Origin of the sequence: Roseicyclus sp. (genome assembly GCF_018402035.1) — a bacterium.
GTDB lineage: Bacteria > Pseudomonadota > Alphaproteobacteria > Rhodobacterales > Rhodobacteraceae > Roseicyclus.
The window spans coordinates 1-15326 of the sequence record NZ_JAGYJN010000008.1 but is presented as its reverse complement, the minus strand read 5'-3'; the positions used below and the strand labels follow the sequence as shown (position 1 = coordinate 15326).

The window sequence follows — 15326 nt, the reverse complement described above, 5'->3', positions numbered from 1 at the left end:
CCTACCCCTCCCCAATCACCAGCACCCGGCCATAGGGCGGTTCCGCCACCTTGCGCGGCACCGCCCAGAGCACCGGAAACCCCGGCTTTTGCGGCAGTTGCGCATCAAGATCGCTCAGCACCACCAGCATCGCGGGCGCAAGCCTGCCCGCCTTATCGAACAGATCGGCGTAATCCGTGCCCCCGCCCCGGCGCAGGGCCAGATCCTGCAACCCCTGCCACCCCGCCGGATCAAGGCGGCGCGTCAAAAACACCGTCTCGTCAAAGCCCATCAGATGCACCTCGGCGCCCGTGCGCCGTGCGATCCCTTCGGCCTCAGCCGCGAAAAGCGCCATCGCCTGCGCATCGATGGACGAGGATGTATCAAGCCCAACCACCAACCTTGGCCGCGCATCCATCCGTGCGCGCCCCGGCTGATAGACCGGCACCGGCCCGCCTCGGCGTTCAGCCTCGGCCATCTGGGCCAGCCAAGCGCGCGCGGGTCGCCGCCAACTCAGATGGGGCCGCTCGGTCAAGGCGCGCGCCAAAAGCCCGCGCAAGACCAACTCCCATGGCACGGATGGCGGGGCCAGATCGGCCAAGATCGCGCCCAGCCGCCCAATACCGCTGCCTGCGCGCCGCCCAGCCTCCAGCGCGCGCAAGATCTGGTTGCGCCAATCAGCGGCCTTTTGCGTCTCGCCTGCCTCATCGGGCGCGCCCAAACCCAGATCGACCGCGAAACCGCGCGTGGCACCCCATTCGCGCAGGCGCTCGGCGCGTTTGGCATCGGCATGCAACGCCATGGCCAGACGGTCAGCATCCCAGCGCTCGAGTGCTGCCACCGCCGATGGCGCGGGCATGCCTGCCTCAGCCAGCAATTCGGTCAGCATGACCGCCGGACGCAGCACCGCATGCCCCGCCAAGATCAGCACCTCATTGATGATCCCATCCGCCGCCAAACCATAAAGCGATGGATCAAAGCCTTCGCCCAGCCGCTCGGCCAACCCCGCCTGCCGGTCGGAATGGCGCAGCGCCACATGCAGCACGTGATGGGCCACCAGCCCCACCTGTTCGGGCAGGCCCAGCGTGTCGAAACCGGGGCCATAGCTGATCGTGTCGCCATCCGTCCGCGTGGCCCCCTCCCCATCGCGGTGGCGGCACCACAGCGCGAGAGCTGCCAGCGCCGGATCGACCTCGACCAAATGCGCAAGCGCGCGGGCGGCGCGCTGACTATGGCCGCTCACGGTAGCCCGGCGGCCTGCCGCGCGGCGGCATAGGCGGCGTAATCGGGGCTCTGGGCAAAACCCTCTTCCCAACCCCGCTCCAGCGCCCGTCCGATCAGCATCTCGAACCCGAAGGTTGCCAACTCACCCACCGGCAGGCCACCAAAGCCCGGCCCAGACAGACCGCGCAAATCGGCCAATATCTCGATGGCCACGCCCAGATTATCGCGCTGCACCGCACCGACCAGCCCATAAACCAGCGCGCTGAGCCCATGCAGCGTGCGCGGATACATCATGGCGCGCTCGCGGCGCGGGGCCGCCATCATCGCGCCGATCTGCACCGTGGCCGCAATCTCATCGGCCAATAGCGCAAACTCTGCCGCCGCAGCATCCCCCACCGTGCCCGCGATCATCACAGCCCGCCGCGCGCGGTCAGGCACGGCCTCCATGATGCGGCTCACGCGCGTCCAGCTGCGCGGCGTGCAGGCGATCATCTGCCCCCGTCGCAGCGTGGCCTCCGTCGTCTCGAGCAGATCGGGCCGCGTGCGAATGAAGGCCGCAACGCTTGGGTGAATCCCCGCAGCCACAGCATAATGCGTCAGCCAATCCTCAGGGTTTGCCTGTACGATCATATGGATCAACCGATCGCTTAGCGCCGTGCCCATCTCATAGGCAATGGCCCCATCCTCAACCTGGTTGCCCGCCGCCACGATCATGACCGAGGCGGGCAAGCGGTGCCGCCCCACCCGGCGCTCTTGCAACAGCCCGTAAACCGTGGGCTGCAACGCGGGCGAGGCAGCGGTCAACTCATCGAGAAACAAGATCGCGGGCGCATCGGTATCGGGCAGATCCTCGGGCCGGTACCAGATGGTTTTTGCCGCCTGATGATCGAAATAGGGCAGCCCGCGCAAATCCTGCGGCTCGATCGTGGTCAGGCGCAGATCGAACAGCTTGGCCCCGACCCGGTCAGCCAAGCTTTGCACCACCTCGGTCTTGCCCACACCGGGCCGGCCATGCAGCATCCAGCTTGCCACAAGCCCCCCGGCCTTTTGCGCCTCCCATCCTGCCGTCAGCACGGCCAAGGCCTCGCCTGCCGAAATCCGCGTCGCATTCACGCTCATGCCCCTGCCCTCCGCTTGTCCAAGGCGGCCGCCAGCCGCGCATGGGCCGAGACCGCGCGCGCCTCTTGCGCAATATCGCGGATATAGCGATCCTCGCGGTGATTGACCGCCAAAAGATCCCGCTCGCTCAGCGCGGCATCGAAAAGCCCCGCCAATGCCGCGCGATCCCCCGCATCCAGCGACAAAAGCCGCGGCGCAGGCTGGGCGCATTGCACCGAAACCAGCGTCAAGGGCGCGATCCGCGCCAATTCCGATTGCTCGATCACCAAGCGCAACTCCCCCTCCGCGATCCCTTGGCGCGCCGCGATCAGGCGCAGCGCCGCACGCGCACGAAAGGCCAAGGTATCAAGCCTGCGCGCCGCCTCATCCTCAGCCACCGCGCGCGCGCGCCCCGCTTTTGACAGGCGCAGCACCTTCATTTCGACCAAGGCAATCACGACCAACATCGCGAGCGGCGCCTGCGTCACCGGCAGCGCCAAATCGCGCGACAAAAGCGGAATGGCAACAAAGGGCAACAAGGCCGCGAGATAGCGCAAAAGCTGCATCTCCACGAGCAGTCGCAGCCAGAGGCCAACCCCCGCCGCCTTGGGCACAAGCTGCACCCGCCCAAAGAACTTCTTGGGCAGCGCGCGGGTTTCCAGAACACGGCGATTGGCAATGGTGGTGTCGCTCACGATCAACATGCGCGCCAAGCTAGCCCGCCACGCCCGCGAAAACACCACCCCTCGCCGAATTTCGCACCATCTTTGCTTCTTAAATACTCCCGCCGGAGGCCACCTCCCGCGCCACAGGCAATCACGCCAAAAGCGCCGCGATACGCTTGCCGCTTTGCGCAAAGGCTCATGATGGGCTAAAGCGCGCACAACATGTCATGTCAGGGTGTTTCCATGTCGCGTATTGCGCCGCTCACTTGCTTCAAGGCCTATGATATTCGTGGCCGCCTCGAGACCGAATTAAACAGCGATATCGCCTATCGCATCGGCCGCGCCTTCGGCGAGGTGATGGGGGCCACCCGCGTGGTGCTGGGCCGCGATGTGCGCCCCTCCTCCGTCACGCTGGCCAATGCCGTGGCGCAAGGGCTGAGCGATGCCGGTGTCACGGTCCTCGATCTTGGCCTCTCCGGCACGGAGGAGACCTATTTCGCCACCACCCATCTCGACGCCTGCGGCGGTATCTGCGTGACGGCCAGCCATAATCCGATGGATTACAACGGCATGAAGATGGTCAAGCGCGGCTCGGCCCCGATTGGCCAAGCCGATGGCATGGCCGCGATCAAATCGCTGGCCGAAAGCGGTGATTTCGCCCCCGCCCGTCCCGGCGGCCAGATCATGGATGCCAGCGCCACCCGTGCGGCTTATGTCGCCAAGCTGATGGAATTCGTCGATCTTGCCGCGCTCAAGCCGATGAAGCTCTTGGTCAATGCAGGTCATGGCGCGGCTGGCCCCAGCTTTGACGCGCTGGCCACAGCGCTGGACGCCACCGGCGCACCGCTCGAGATCATCCGCATCCACCACGCCCCCGATGGCAGCTTTCCCGCTGGCATCCCCAACCCGCTGCTCGATGAGAACCAACCGCTGACCGCAGGGCCGGTGGTGGCACATGGCGCCGATATGGGCGTGGCATGGGATGGCGATTTCGACCGCTGCTTTTTCTTCGATCACGAGGGCGGGTTCGTCCCCGGCGAATATGTCGTAGCCCTTCTGGCCGAGGCGTTTTTGGCCAAGGAACCGGGCCAAAAGATCGTGCATGACCCGCGTGTTGTCTGGGCCACGCAAGACCGCGTCACCGCTTTGGGTGGCCAAGCCATCCAATCCAAATGCGGCCATTCCTTCATCAAACAGGTGATGCGCGACACCGGTGCCGTCTATGGCGGCGAGATGAGCGCGCATCACTATTTCCGCGATTTCATGGCCTGCGACAGCGGCATGATCCCGATGCTGCTGATGATCGAGTTGATCAGCCGCCGTGGCCAAAGCCTCAAGGATTTGCTCACCAACCTACGCGCCGCCTACCCCTCCTCGGGCGAGGTGAATTTCCGCGTGGATGACCAAGCCGCCGTGATCCAAGCGATCGAGGCGCGCTATGCACCCTTGGCCTTGGCCCGCGATGAGGCCGACGGGCTCAGCCTCTCCTTCGCTGACTGGCGCTTCAACCTGCGCGCCTCCAACACCGAGCCGCTCCTCCGCCTGAACATCGAGGCGCGCGGCAAGCCCGAACGGGTGGCCGAGAAACTGGCCGAAATGCGCGGACTGATCGGCGCGTAAGCGCCGGTCTGGACAAGCCGCCACGCCACCCCCATGCTGCCCCCGTCAGGGGGGCGTCATGCGCTTTGAAACACTCATCACCGGCGGGCGCGTCGTTACGGGCGGCGCAGTCGTGCCAGCCGATATCGCCATCACCGATGGGCGGATCGCGGCCTTGGGCCATGGGCTGACCGGCGCGCAGGAAATAAACGCCACGGGCCTGATCATCACCCCCGGCGGCGTGGATCCGCATTGCCATATCGAACAGATGTCGGGCATGGGGCTGATGAATGCCGACACATTCGAGACCGCCACCAGATCTGCCGCGATGGGGGGAACCACCAGCACCATCTCTTTCGCCGCACAGGCCAAGGGCCAGCGCTTGCGCGACGCCATGGCCGATTACGCGGCACGCGCCGCGCGCGGGGCGGCCATCGATCACGCCTTTCACATCTTGATCAGCGATCCCGATGTGGCGGATTTCGCGGATGATCTGCGCGCGCTGATTGCCGCCGGTCATCGCTCGATCAAGCTGTTCACGACCTACAATATCGGCTTATCCGACGCGGCCATCCTCAAGGTGCTGCGCATCGCGGGTCCGGCCGGTGCGCTGACCTGCATCCATGCCGAGAATGACGCGATCATTGCCGATGCCCGCGCGCAGCTTTTGGCCGAGGGGCGGACAAGGCCCATTGACCACGCCGCCTCCCGCCCCCGCGCGGCGGAAATCGAGGCGGTGGCGCGCATGTGCCATCTGGCCGAAATTGCCCGCGCGCCCGTGATGATCTTCCATGTCTCGACCGCCGAGGCGGTCGCCGAGATCGCCAATGCCCGCGCGCGCGGTGCGCCCATCTGGGCCGAAACCTGCCCCCATTACCTGTTCCAAACCGAAGATGTGCTGGACCGCCCCGGCATGGAAGGGGCGAAATGGATGTGCTCGCCCCCGCAACGCACCCGCACCGACCAAACCGCCCTTTGGGCCGGGATCGCGGCGGGGCATATTCAAATCGTCTCCTCTGATCACGCGCCCTATCGCTTTGACGCAACGGGGAAATTCGCCAATGGCTTTGATGCGCCCTTTCCCGCCATCGCCAATGGCATGCCGGGGCTCGAGCCGCGCTTGCCCTTGATGTTCGATGCAATGGTCAACCGTGGCCATCTGGGGCTGGCAAGCTTTGCGCGCCTCAACTGTGAAGCGCCCGCTTCGCTTTACGGCCTGCGCGGCAAAGGCCGGATCGCGCCCGGATATGACGCTGATCTGGTGCTGTGGGATCCGGCACAAAGCCGCACCTATGGTGCCAACGACCTGCACGACAATGTGGGCTACAACCCGTGGGAGGGCACGACCGTCACTGGCTTTCCCACGGCCGTATTCCTGCGCGGCCAAGCGGTCATGCGCGATGGCGAATACCTTGGCCAACCGGGTGCTGGCCGCTGGATCGACCGCCCCGCCATTGGCACAACACCCCGCGATCTCACAGGACAAGCGCAATGACCCCTCGCCCCGATGCGCCGCATGAGCTGGCGATCACCTTTCTTTATTACCGCGACCTGCCGCGCGCCTTCGCTTTTTACCGCGATGTGCTGGGCCTGCCCTTGGCCATCGATCAGGGCGATCTGGCCAAGATCTTGCGCATCGCACCGGGCGCGCATGTGGGGCTGGTTGATGAGGCCAAGGGGATGAACAACTGGCAGCCCGAGAAATGCGTCCAACTCTGCATCCGGGTTGCGGATGTGCAAGCTTGGTATGACTATTTAGGCGAGATTGGGGTGGATGCGCTCTCAAAAATGTTCCAAAATGACAATCTCGGCATTCGCGCCTTCGTCTTTCGCGACCCCGAGGGGTATCAGATCGAGATCCAGCAAACCACGCGGGTGGGCGCATGACAGGCACGCTTTTCGTCATCAACCCCAATTCCAGCCAGACCGTCACCGACGGGATCGCTACAGCCATCGCACCCTTGCAAGGCATGGGCGCACCGATCTCCTGCCTCACCTTGGCCGAGGGGCCGCCGGGTATTGAGACCCAAGCGCAGGCCGATGAAACCATCACGCCGATGCTGCGGCTGGCCGCGTCGCTGGAACCCGAGGCTGCGGGCTTTGTCATCGCCTGTTTCGGCGATCCCGGTGTGCATGCGCTGCGCTCTCGCACCGCCAAACCCGTCTTGGGCATACAAGAGGCCGCCGTTGCGACCGCGCTGACCCTTGGCCAGCGCTTTGGCATCATCGCGATCTTGCCTGCCTCTATCCCGCGCCATCTGCGCAGCTTGGGCGCGATGGGGGTGCTGGATCGTTTGGCGGGCGACCGCGCGCTTGGTCTGGGGGTGGCGGAACTCGCCGATCCCGCCATCACGCAAAACCGCCTGATCGATACGGGCCGCGCACTGCGTGACCAAGACGGGGCCGAGGTGCTAATCCTTGGCTGCGCGGGCATGGCGCGCTATCGCTCTGCTCTGGAACAACTGCTACAGATCCCGGTGATCGACCCCTGCCAAGCCGCCGTCGCCATGGCGCTGGGCCGGATCGCCTTGTCACAGACCCATAAACCCGGAGCCTGATATGGCCAAACTTCTCGATGAAACCGCCGCCGGTGTCTTTACCATCGCCGCCACCCCTTTTCTGCCCGATGGCACGCTCGACCTGCAAAGCATCGACCGCATGGTCGATTTCTACGAGGAAAAGGGCGCGACCGGCCTGACCATCCTTGGCATCATGGGCGAGGCGGGCAAGCTCTCGGCCGAGGAAAGCGATGTGGTCATCGCGCGTGTCACCGCGCGGGCATCCGTGCCGATCATCGTCGGCGTCTCGGCCCCCGGCCTTGCCGCGATCAAGGCGCTGGCCGATAGCGCCATGGACAAGGGGGCCGCTGGCGTCATGGTCGCCCCCCCCGGCCATCTGCGCACTGATGACCAGATCATCGGCTATTTCCAGATGGTCGCCGATGTCTTGGGCCAAACACCTTGGGTGATCCAAGATTTCCCGCTGGTCACCGGCGTGCAGATGTCGGCCAAAGTGATCCGCACGATTTTCGACAGCTGCCCCACCGCCGTCATGCTCAAGCATGAGGATTGGCCGGGCCTCGACAAGATCACCACCCTGCGCGCGCAAGAGGCAGGCGGCGCGCGCCGTGTCTCGATCCTGTGCGGCAATGGCGGGCAATTCTTGCTCGAGGAAGTCTTGCGCGGTGCCGATGGCGCGATGACGGGCTTTGCCTACCCCGAGATGATGGCCGATGTGGTGCGCTTGGTGAAAAAAGGCGATGAAGGGCGGGCGCGCGATCTTTTCGACGCCTATCTGCCGCTCATCCGCTACGAAAGCCAGCCGGGTCTGGGCCTGTCGATCCGCAAACATATCCTCGCCCGTCGCGGCGCGATTGCCCATGCCACAGTCCGCCGCCCCGGCCCCGCGCTGTCAGCAGGAACGCTGGCCGAGATTGAAACGCTGATGACAAGGCAGGCGGCAAAGCTCGCAATCCTCGCCTAGGCCAAAAGAAAACGGCCCGGGGTCATCCCCCGGGCCGCATCCTTGGCTGATCGCTGATCCGATCAGAACATGTCGTTATGCATGACCTTGGCCCATGCGGCAACGAAGTCGTGTACGAACTTCTCGCCCGCATCGTCTTGGGCATAGACCTCGGCATAGGCGCGCAGGATGGAGTTCGAGCCGAACACCAGATCGACGCGGGTTGCCGTCCACTTGGTCTGACCGCCCTTGCGCGCGACGATATTGTAGCTGTTGGCCCCCGTCGGCACCCAAGAATAGGACATATCCGTCAGATTGACGAAGAAATCCGTGGTCAGTGCGCCCGCTCGGTCGGTGAAGACACCATGCGCCGTGCCACCATGGTTGGTGCCCATCGCCCGCATGCCGCCCACCAGAACCGTCATCTCCGGCCCGGTCAGGCCCAGAAGCTGCGCGCGATCCAGCATCAGCTCTTCGGCACCGACGGCGTAGTCAGCCTTGAGGAAGTTGCGGAAACCATCGGCCAGCGGTTCGAGAACCGCAAAGCTTTCGGCATCCGTCATCTCGGCCGTTGCATCGCCACGACCGGCCTTGAACGGCACGGTGACGCTGACACCGGCCGCCTTAGCCGCCTGTTCGACACCGACATTGCCCGCCAAAACGATGGTATCAGCGACCGAGGCACCATGGGCCGCGGCCAAGGGCTCCAACACCGCCAGCACACGCGCCAGACGCGCGGGCTCATTGCCCGCCCAATCCTTTTGCGGGGCCAAGCGGATACGCGCGCCATTGGCACCGCCGCGCAAATCCGACTGGCGGAAGGTGCGCGCGCTGTCCCATGCGGTGGCGACCATATCGGCCACCGACAGGCCCGAGGCGGCAATCGCCGCTTTCAGCTTGGCCACATCATAGCCGGTCTTGCCTGCGGGGACCGGATCTTGCCAGATCAGATCTTCGGCAGGGGCTTCTGGCCCGATATAGCGCGTGCGCGGTCCCAGATCGCGATGGGTCAGCTTGAACCATGCGCGCGCAAAGCAATCGTCGAAATAAGCCGGATCGGCCATGAATTTCTGGCAGATCGCGTTATAGGCCGGGTCGATCTTCATCGCCATGTCGGCATCCGTCATCATCGGCATGACGCGCTTGGTCGGATCGGTGGGATCGACCGGCATGTCTTCTTCGCGGATGTCGATGGGGCGGTACTGCCATGCGCCTGCGGGCGATTTGGTCAGTTCCCACTCATAGCCGAAGAGTAGCTTGAAATAGCCCATGTCCCACTTGGTCGGATGGGTCGTCCAAGCCCCCTCGATACCGCTTGTGACCGCATTGGTCGCCTTGCCGCCGAGGTTGGGGTTGATCCAGCCAAAGCCTTGGTTCTCGATCCCCGCCGCTTCGGGTTCCGCACCCAGCGCTGCCGCATCGCCATTGCCATGCGCCTTGCCGACCGTGTGGCCGCCACAGGTCAGCGCCGCGGTTTCTTCGTCATTCATCGCCATCCGGGCAAAGGTGACGCGCACCTGCTCGGCGGTGTTGAGCGGGTCGGGCTGGCCATTCACGCCTTCGGGATTGACGTAGATCAGGCCCATATGGACAGCGGCCAAGGGGTTGGCCAGCGTGTCGGGCTTCATGATGTCCTCGTAGCGCTGCGCCGCATCGCCGAGGAATTCCTGCTCCGACCCCCAATAGACATCCTTTTCGGGCGCCCAGATATCTTCGCGACCGAACGAGAAGCCAAAGGTTTTCAGCCCCATCGACTCATAGGCGACATTGCCCGCAAGCAAGATCAGATCGGCCCAGCTCAGCTTGTTGCCGTACTTCTTCTTCACGGGCCACAGCAGGCGGCGGGCCTTGTCGAGGTTGCCATTGTCAGGCCAGGAATTCAGCGGCGCAAAGCGGATATTGCCTGCACCGCCACCACCGCGCCCATCTTGCACGCGGTAAGACCCCGCCGAGTGCCACGCCAAACGGATCATCAGACCGCCGTAATGGCCCCAGTCAGCCGGCCACCAATCTTGGCTGTCGGTCATCAGCGCGGTGACATCGGCCTTGACCGCGTCGAAATCGAGCGACTTGACCGCCTCGCGATAGTCGAAATCCGCAAGCGGGTTCGACTTGGCGTCATGCTGGTGCAGAATGTCGAGGTTCAGCGTCTTGGGCCACCACTCGGCCACACCCGTTGATTGGGTGGTCATCGAGCCATGCATCACCGGGCATTTGCCCGCCGACTTGTCATCTCCGTCCATCATCGTCTTTCTCCATATTCGCTGCAAAGCTGCTTGGCATCGCGTTGCCTTGGGGAAAGCCTATGGGCGATTCCCCTGTCCTGCATTGCGCTTAACAAAGAAAAGCGATCAGGATAAGTTGTATTTCCTGATTGTCATGATAAGTTCATCTTATGACAAACATCACCCTCCGCCAATTACGCTTTGTGGATGCGCTGGCCCGGTTCCGCCATTTCGGACAGGCGGCCGAGGCCTGTTCCGTCACCCAGCCCGCATTATCGATGCAGATCAAGGCGCTCGAGGATGGCTTGGGCGCCAAGCTGTTCGAGCGCGGCGCGCGGCAAGTGCGGCTAACGGGTCTGGGCGAGGAGATCGCGGCGCGCGCGCGCGACATCTTGCGCGCCGTGGGCGAGTTGGAGGATGTGGCCCGCACCCGGCGCGATGGACCGGGCGGGCGGCTGCGGCTGGGGGTCATTCCCACTATCGCGCCCTACCTGCTGCCGCGGCTCATCCGCGATCTGGGCGCGCGCTACCCCGGCGTCGATCTCCAGCTGCGCGAAACCCAGACCGAGCGGCTGATCGCCGAGCTGCGCGATGGGCGGCTTGATACCGCGCTGGTCGCCCTTCCCGTGTCGGAACCCGGCCTGACCGAAGTAGCGCTCTTCTCCGAGGGCTTCGTGCTCGTCCGCCCCGAGGCCGAAGCAGGTCGCCCCGTCCCCGCCCCCGCCGCCCTGCCCGATATGCAGCTTTTGCTCTTGGAGGAGGGGCATTGTTTCCGCGATCAAGCGCTCGAGGTTTGCGGCCTGAGAACCGGCGCACGGCACGCGGGGCTTGATGGCTCGTCGCTCTCCACGCTGGTGCAGATGGTGGGCGCAGGCTTGGGCGTGACGCTCATCCCCGAAATGGCAGTCGGGGTTGAAACCCGTGGGGCGAGCGTCGCCGTGCAACGGTTCGAGACCACGCGCCCAGCCCGCACCGTCGGCATGATCTGGCGCAGCACCAGCGCGCTGGCCGCCGAGTTGCACGATCTGGCCGAGGTGGTGCGCCAATCGGCCGAGGCGATGTATGATGCGGCCCGCTTAGGCTGAGGCGCGTGCGAACCCCACGATCTCGCCCACCAGCACATCCAGCGTGTCGATGGCCTGCACCCCCGGCGCGACCGCTTCGGGGATGAGCGAGAACTCGGTGCAGGCGATCAGTTGCACCTCAGCACCCTTTGCCAAAAGCGCCCCAGATGCGGCCAAAAGCGCCCCGCGCGCGGCGTCATTCGGGCCTTCCGCCTTGATAGACCGGATCGCGGCCAGCATCGCCGCCCCATCATCAGGGTGGATCACCTCCAACCCCAGCGCCCCCAGCGCACGGTCGAAAAGCCCCACCTTCGCCACGGCGGGCGAGGCCAAAAGCCCGACCTTGCCGCCAAGCCCTGCCACAGCCAACGCCGCGCGCGCCGAGGCCGCAACCATGTCGAGAAACGGAACACTGACCGCCGCCCGGATCTCATCGGCATAATGATGCGCGGTGTTGCACGGCATGGCGAGCGCCATGGCCCCCGCCCCCTCCAGCCGCTTTGCCATCGCCACCAGCACCGGCGCGGGGTCCGCGCCCGTGCCTTCGATCAACCGCGCGATGCGGCTGGGCACTTGGGGGTTTTGATCCACGATCAACGGCACATGATCGCCATCATCGCGCGCGGGCACCGCCGCGATGATCTTTTGCATCAAAAGAACCGTCGCCTCTGGCCCCATGCCGCCAAGGATGCCGACCGTCCTCATCCGCGCGCCAATGCGCCCTTATAGGCAAATAGCCCGACCGAGCCGCCGGTGTGCAAAAACACCACCCGCTCGCCTTGCTTGAAATGCCCTTTGCGGCACAAATCGATCAGCCCCGCCGCCCCTTTGCCGGAATAGACGGGATCAAGCAAAATCCCCTCCAATTCGGCAAACATGCGGATCGCCTCCAGCGTATCCTCACGCGGCAGGCCATAGCCCGCGCCGACGTAATCGGTATTGGCCACCACATCTTCGCGCTTGACCACCCCTGCGCAACCCAGCTTTTCCGCCGTGCGGCAGGCCAGATCAAAGACCATCTGTTCTTGCTTTTCCTTGGGCGCGCGGGTGCCGATGCCAAGCACCGGGATGCCCGCATTCAGCGCGCACATCCCCGCCACCAGCCCGGCTTGCGTGCCGGACGATCCCGTCGCCGTGACCAGATGATCGACCACCAGCCCGCGCTCATTGACCTGACCCAACAACTCCAACGCGCAATTCACATAGCCCAGCGCGCCCGTCGGGTTCGACCCGCCACCGGGGATGGTATAAACCTTGCGCCCCTTGGCGCGCGCAGCCTCGGCTGCCCGTTCCATCGCGGCGGGCATGTCAGTGCCGCCCGGATGCACCTCGGTCGTGGACCCATGCAGATGATCGAGCAGCACATTGCCATTCTCGGTATAATCGGGGTCTTGGTAGCCTGTCCGATCTTCTAAAAGAACGTGGCAGCCCATGCCGAGTTTTGCGGCGAATGCGGCGGTCTGGCGGGCATGGTTGGATTGCGTGGCCCCTTGCGTCATGACCATATCAGCACCCTCGGCCATCGCCTCGGCCATCAGGAATTCCAGCTTGCGCGTCTTGTTGCCCCCCGATGACATGCCGGTGCAATCATCGCGCTTGATCCAAATCTCTGGCCCGCCCAAAGCCGCGCTCAGGCGGTCCATCCGCTCCAACGGCGTTGGCAAATGGGCAAGAAAGACGCGGGGAAATCGGGAAAGATGCATGACCATGGGCTCCGCCATAAGGGTGTTGCGCGCAGTGATGCATATTTTGTCAGCAATTGACAATGCGCCAGCATCCGGCTCAGAGCACCATGTGCATATCCAGTCTGGCCAAGGGCTGACAAAACACTAAATTGCCCCTGTCGTCGGGCAAGCGATGGCGACCAAAGGAGGGACACCCATGACAGACACACTCGCCGCGCTGATCAGCGCGCAAGATCAACGCGCGCAAGCAATCGGCGCACCGGGCCGCGATTGGCTCAGCTATGCAGGCTTGGCCGACCAAGCCGCCCATGTCGCAGATGCGCTGCATGGCGCGGGCATCGGGCGCGGCGACCGCGTGGCCATCGTGCTGCCCAATGGCCCCGAAATGGCCGTGGCTTTCGTGACTGTCGCGGGCGTGGCCACCACCTGCCCGCTCAACCCCGCCTATAAGCAAGAAGAATTCGCCTTTTACCTCGATGACCTCAAGGCCAAGGCCATCATCTTGGCCGAGGGCGAGACAGGTGCCGCCCATGCCGCCGCCATCGCGCAAGGCCTGACGGTGATCCGCCTGTCCTTTGACGTAAGTCTGCCCGCCGGCAGCTTTACCCTCACGGCTGAAGGCAGCGCAGGCCAAGCCGACACCGCCGCCCCCAATGCCGATGACGTCGCGCTGATCTTGCACACCTCCGGCACCACCTCGCGTCCCAAGATCGTGCCGCTGTTGCAATCGAACGTCGCGGCCTCGGCCCGCCATATCGGTGCCTCGCTGGCGCTGACACCCGCGGATCGCTGCCTCAACGTGATGCCCTTGTTCCATATCCACGGGCTGATCGCGGCCGTCTCCTCCAGCCTTGCCGCTGGCGGGTCGGTCTGGTGCGCGCCCGGCTTTGACGCGATGAAGTTCTTCAGCTGGATGGAGGAGGCGCGCCCCACATGGTACACCGCCGTGCCGACCATGCATCAAACGATCCTCGCGCGCGCCTCGCGCAATGCCGAGACGATCAAGAATGTTCCGCTGCGCTTCTTGCGCTCCTCTTCGGCCTCGCTGCCCGGCCCGGTGATGGAGCAACTCGCCGCAACCTTTGGCGCCCCGGTGATCGAGGGCTACGGCATGACCGAAGCCGCCCACCAAATGGCCTCCAACCCCCTGCCGCCGCGCGCGCAAAAGCCCGGATCGGTCGGCGTCGAGGCTGGCCCCTTGGTCCGCATCGCCCATGAGATCGAAAACCGCCTTGTCGAAGGTGTGGGCGAGATCGTCATCTCCGGCCCCAATGTGACGCCGGGCTACGAGGGCAACCCCGAGGCGAATGCCAAGAACTTTTTCGAGGCCGATGGCCGCCGCTGGTTCCGCACCGGCGATCAGGGCCAGTTCGATGATGAGGGGTATCTCTCGCTCACCGGGCGGCTGAAGGAGATTATCAACCGTGGCGGCGAAAAGATCTCGCCGCTTGAGGTCGATGGCGTTCTGTCAGCCCATCCTGCGGTGGCACAAGTCGTGACCTTCGCCATCCCCCATGCCAAGCTCGGCGAAGAGGTAGGTGCCGCCGTCGTGCTGCGCGAAGGCATGGAGGCGACCGAGGCCGATATCCGCGCCTTTGCAGGCGAACGGCTGGCCGCCTTCAAAGTGCCGCGCAAGGTGGTGATCTTGGCCGAAATCCCGAAAGGTGCGACCGGAAAGCTCCAGCGCATCGGGCTGGCCGAGAAACTGGGATTGGTGGAACAAGCATGAAGATCTGTATTTTCGGCGCGGGCGCCATCGGCGGCTACATGGGTGCAAAACTGGCCGAAGCCGGGGCCGAGGTCAGCCTTGTCGCCCGTGGCCCGCATCTGGCAGCCATGCAGGCCAATGGCCTGACGCTCATCGAAGAGGGTGAGCGCAAGACCTACAAGGTCAACGCCTCCGATGATCCGGCAGCACTTGGGCATCAAGATTACGTCATCGTGACGCTCAAGGCGCATTCCGTGCCCCCCATCGTGGGCAAGATGGCGCCGCTGATCGGGCCGGAAACAACCATCGTCTCGGGCGTCAACGGTGTGCCATGGTGGTATTTCCACAAGGATGGCGGCCCGCTTGAAGGCACAAGGCTCGCCTCGGTCGATCCGGGCGATGCGCAATGGAACGGCTTTGGCCCGGACCGCGTCTTGGGCTGCGTGGTTTATCCCGCCGCCGAAGTGATCGAGCCGGGCGTCGTCAAGCATATCGAAGGTAACCGGTTCAGCTTGGGCGAGCCTGACGGGTCAAAATCCGACCGCGCCGTGCGCCTGTCCGAAGCCTTGGGCAAGGCGGGGCTAAAAGCCCCCGTGCGCCCGCGCCTGCGCGACGAG

General features: G+C 64.6%; 14 protein-coding genes. 8 read left to right on the top strand and 6 right to left on the bottom strand.

The features are described from left to right. Nucleotide 1: 1 nt before the first annotated feature. The 3 genes from KG698_RS12150 to KG698_RS12140 are packed head-to-tail and all read right to left on the bottom strand — an operon-like array spanning nucleotide 2 to nucleotide 2996. On the bottom strand, nucleotides 2-1222 hold the full coding sequence (locus KG698_RS12150) for a VWA-like domain-containing protein (protein WP_213685850.1): 1221 nt from the start codon (nucleotides 1220-1222) through the stop codon (nucleotides 2-4). Further along, nucleotides 1219-2322 (bottom strand): MoxR family ATPase, encoded by a 1104-nt coding sequence (locus KG698_RS12145; RefSeq protein WP_213685849.1) that lies wholly within the window; start codon nucleotides 2320-2322, stop codon nucleotides 1219-1221. Before KG698_RS12145 ends, KG698_RS12150 begins: the two co-directional genes overlap by 4 nt. Further along, nucleotides 2319-2996 carry a hypothetical protein gene (locus KG698_RS12140; protein ID WP_213685848.1) on the bottom strand — a complete coding sequence of 226 codons (678 nt, stop codon included), beginning with the start codon at nucleotides 2994-2996 and terminating at the stop codon, nucleotides 2319-2321. Before KG698_RS12140 ends, KG698_RS12145 begins: the two co-directional genes overlap by 4 nt. Before the next feature lie 222 nt (nucleotides 2997-3218). Here KG698_RS12140 and KG698_RS12135 point away from each other — a divergent pair, with 222 nt between their 5' ends. From KG698_RS12135 to KG698_RS12115, 5 genes are read left to right on the top strand one after another with little or no spacing between them, the layout of a single operon-like run. Beyond that, nucleotides 3219-4586, top strand: a complete 1368-nt coding sequence (locus tag KG698_RS12135; RefSeq protein WP_213685906.1) for a phosphomannomutase — start codon at nucleotides 3219-3221, stop codon at nucleotides 4584-4586. A gap of 58 nt (nucleotides 4587-4644) precedes the next feature. Then, on the top strand, nucleotides 4645-6060 hold the full coding sequence (gene hydA / locus KG698_RS12130) for a dihydropyrimidinase (RefSeq protein ID WP_213685847.1): 1416 nt from the start codon (nucleotides 4645-4647) through the stop codon (nucleotides 6058-6060). Next, nucleotides 6057-6452 (top strand): VOC family protein, encoded by a 396-nt coding sequence (locus KG698_RS12125; RefSeq protein ID WP_213685846.1) that lies wholly within the window; start codon nucleotides 6057-6059, stop codon nucleotides 6450-6452. The genes hydA and KG698_RS12125 overlap by 4 nt, the downstream gene beginning before the upstream one ends. Further along, on the top strand, nucleotides 6449-7123 hold the full coding sequence (locus KG698_RS12120) for an aspartate/glutamate racemase family protein (RefSeq protein ID WP_213685845.1): 675 nt from the start codon (nucleotides 6449-6451) through the stop codon (nucleotides 7121-7123). Before KG698_RS12125 ends, KG698_RS12120 begins: the two co-directional genes overlap by 4 nt. A gap of 1 nt (nucleotide 7124) precedes the next feature. Continuing rightward, nucleotides 7125-8048 (top strand): dihydrodipicolinate synthase family protein, encoded by a 924-nt coding sequence (locus KG698_RS12115; RefSeq protein ID WP_213685844.1) that lies wholly within the window; start codon nucleotides 7125-7127, stop codon nucleotides 8046-8048. A 62-nt stretch (nucleotides 8049-8110) separates the two neighbouring features. Here KG698_RS12115 and katG read toward each other — a convergent pair whose 3' ends face one another. Further along, nucleotides 8111-10270 (bottom strand): catalase/peroxidase HPI, encoded by a 2160-nt coding sequence (gene katG / locus KG698_RS12110; RefSeq protein ID WP_213685905.1) that lies wholly within the window; start codon nucleotides 10268-10270, stop codon nucleotides 8111-8113. 152 nt (nucleotides 10271-10422) lie between these two features. Here katG and KG698_RS12105 point away from each other — a divergent pair, with 152 nt between their 5' ends. Further along, nucleotides 10423-11337 carry a hydrogen peroxide-inducible genes activator gene (locus KG698_RS12105; protein WP_213685843.1) on the top strand — a complete coding sequence of 305 codons (915 nt, stop codon included), beginning with the start codon at nucleotides 10423-10425 and terminating at the stop codon, nucleotides 11335-11337. Here KG698_RS12105 and KG698_RS12100 read toward each other — a convergent pair. Both KG698_RS12100 and KG698_RS12095 read right to left on the bottom strand, forming a co-directional pair. Further along, nucleotides 11329-12021, bottom strand: coding sequence for an amino acid racemase (locus tag KG698_RS12100; RefSeq protein ID WP_213685842.1), 693 nt, complete (start codon nucleotides 12019-12021; stop codon nucleotides 11329-11331). The genes KG698_RS12105 and KG698_RS12100 overlap by 9 nt on opposite strands. Further along, nucleotides 12018-13019, bottom strand: a complete 1002-nt coding sequence (locus KG698_RS12095) for a D-cysteine desulfhydrase (RefSeq protein WP_213685841.1) — start codon at nucleotides 13017-13019, stop codon at nucleotides 12018-12020. Before KG698_RS12095 ends, KG698_RS12100 begins: the two co-directional genes overlap by 4 nt. 178 nt (nucleotides 13020-13197) lie before the next feature. Here KG698_RS12095 and KG698_RS12090 point away from each other — a divergent pair, with 178 nt between their 5' ends. After that, nucleotides 13198-14730 (top strand): acyl--CoA ligase, encoded by a 1533-nt coding sequence (locus KG698_RS12090; RefSeq protein WP_213685840.1) that lies wholly within the window; start codon nucleotides 13198-13200, stop codon nucleotides 14728-14730. Continuing rightward, the coding region (locus KG698_RS12085; protein ID WP_213685839.1) for a 2-dehydropantoate 2-reductase at nucleotides 14727-15326 on the top strand (600 nt) is incomplete at its 3' end. The genes KG698_RS12090 and KG698_RS12085, both read left to right, overlap by 4 nt.

What these genes read in the sequence shown, in the direction of transcription:
- katG (WP_213685905.1), bottom strand. Translation starts at nt 10,270, where the DNA reads ATGGACGGAGATGACAAGTCGGCGGGCAAATGCCCGGTGATGCATGGC.
- KG698_RS12115 (WP_213685844.1), top strand. Translation starts at nt 7,125, where the DNA reads ATGGCCAAACTTCTCGATGAAACCGCCGCCGGTGTCTTTACCATCGCC.
- KG698_RS12145 (WP_213685849.1), bottom strand. Translation starts at nt 2,322, where the DNA reads ATGAGCGTGAATGCGACGCGGATTTCGGCAGGCGAGGCCTTGGCCGTG.
- hydA (WP_213685847.1), top strand. Translation starts at nt 4,645, where the DNA reads ATGCGCTTTGAAACACTCATCACCGGCGGGCGCGTCGTTACGGGCGGC.
- KG698_RS12095 (WP_213685841.1), bottom strand. Translation starts at nt 13,019, where the DNA reads ATGCATCTTTCCCGATTTCCCCGCGTCTTTCTTGCCCATTTGCCAACG.
- KG698_RS12120 (WP_213685845.1), top strand. Translation starts at nt 6,449, where the DNA reads ATGACAGGCACGCTTTTCGTCATCAACCCCAATTCCAGCCAGACCGTC.
- KG698_RS12090 (WP_213685840.1), top strand. Translation starts at nt 13,198, where the DNA reads ATGACAGACACACTCGCCGCGCTGATCAGCGCGCAAGATCAACGCGCG.
- KG698_RS12105 (WP_213685843.1), top strand. Translation starts at nt 10,423, where the DNA reads ATGACAAACATCACCCTCCGCCAATTACGCTTTGTGGATGCGCTGGCC.
- KG698_RS12125 (WP_213685846.1), top strand. Translation starts at nt 6,057, where the DNA reads ATGACCCCTCGCCCCGATGCGCCGCATGAGCTGGCGATCACCTTTCTT.
- KG698_RS12100 (WP_213685842.1), bottom strand. Translation starts at nt 12,021, where the DNA reads ATGAGGACGGTCGGCATCCTTGGCGGCATGGGGCCAGAGGCGACGGTT.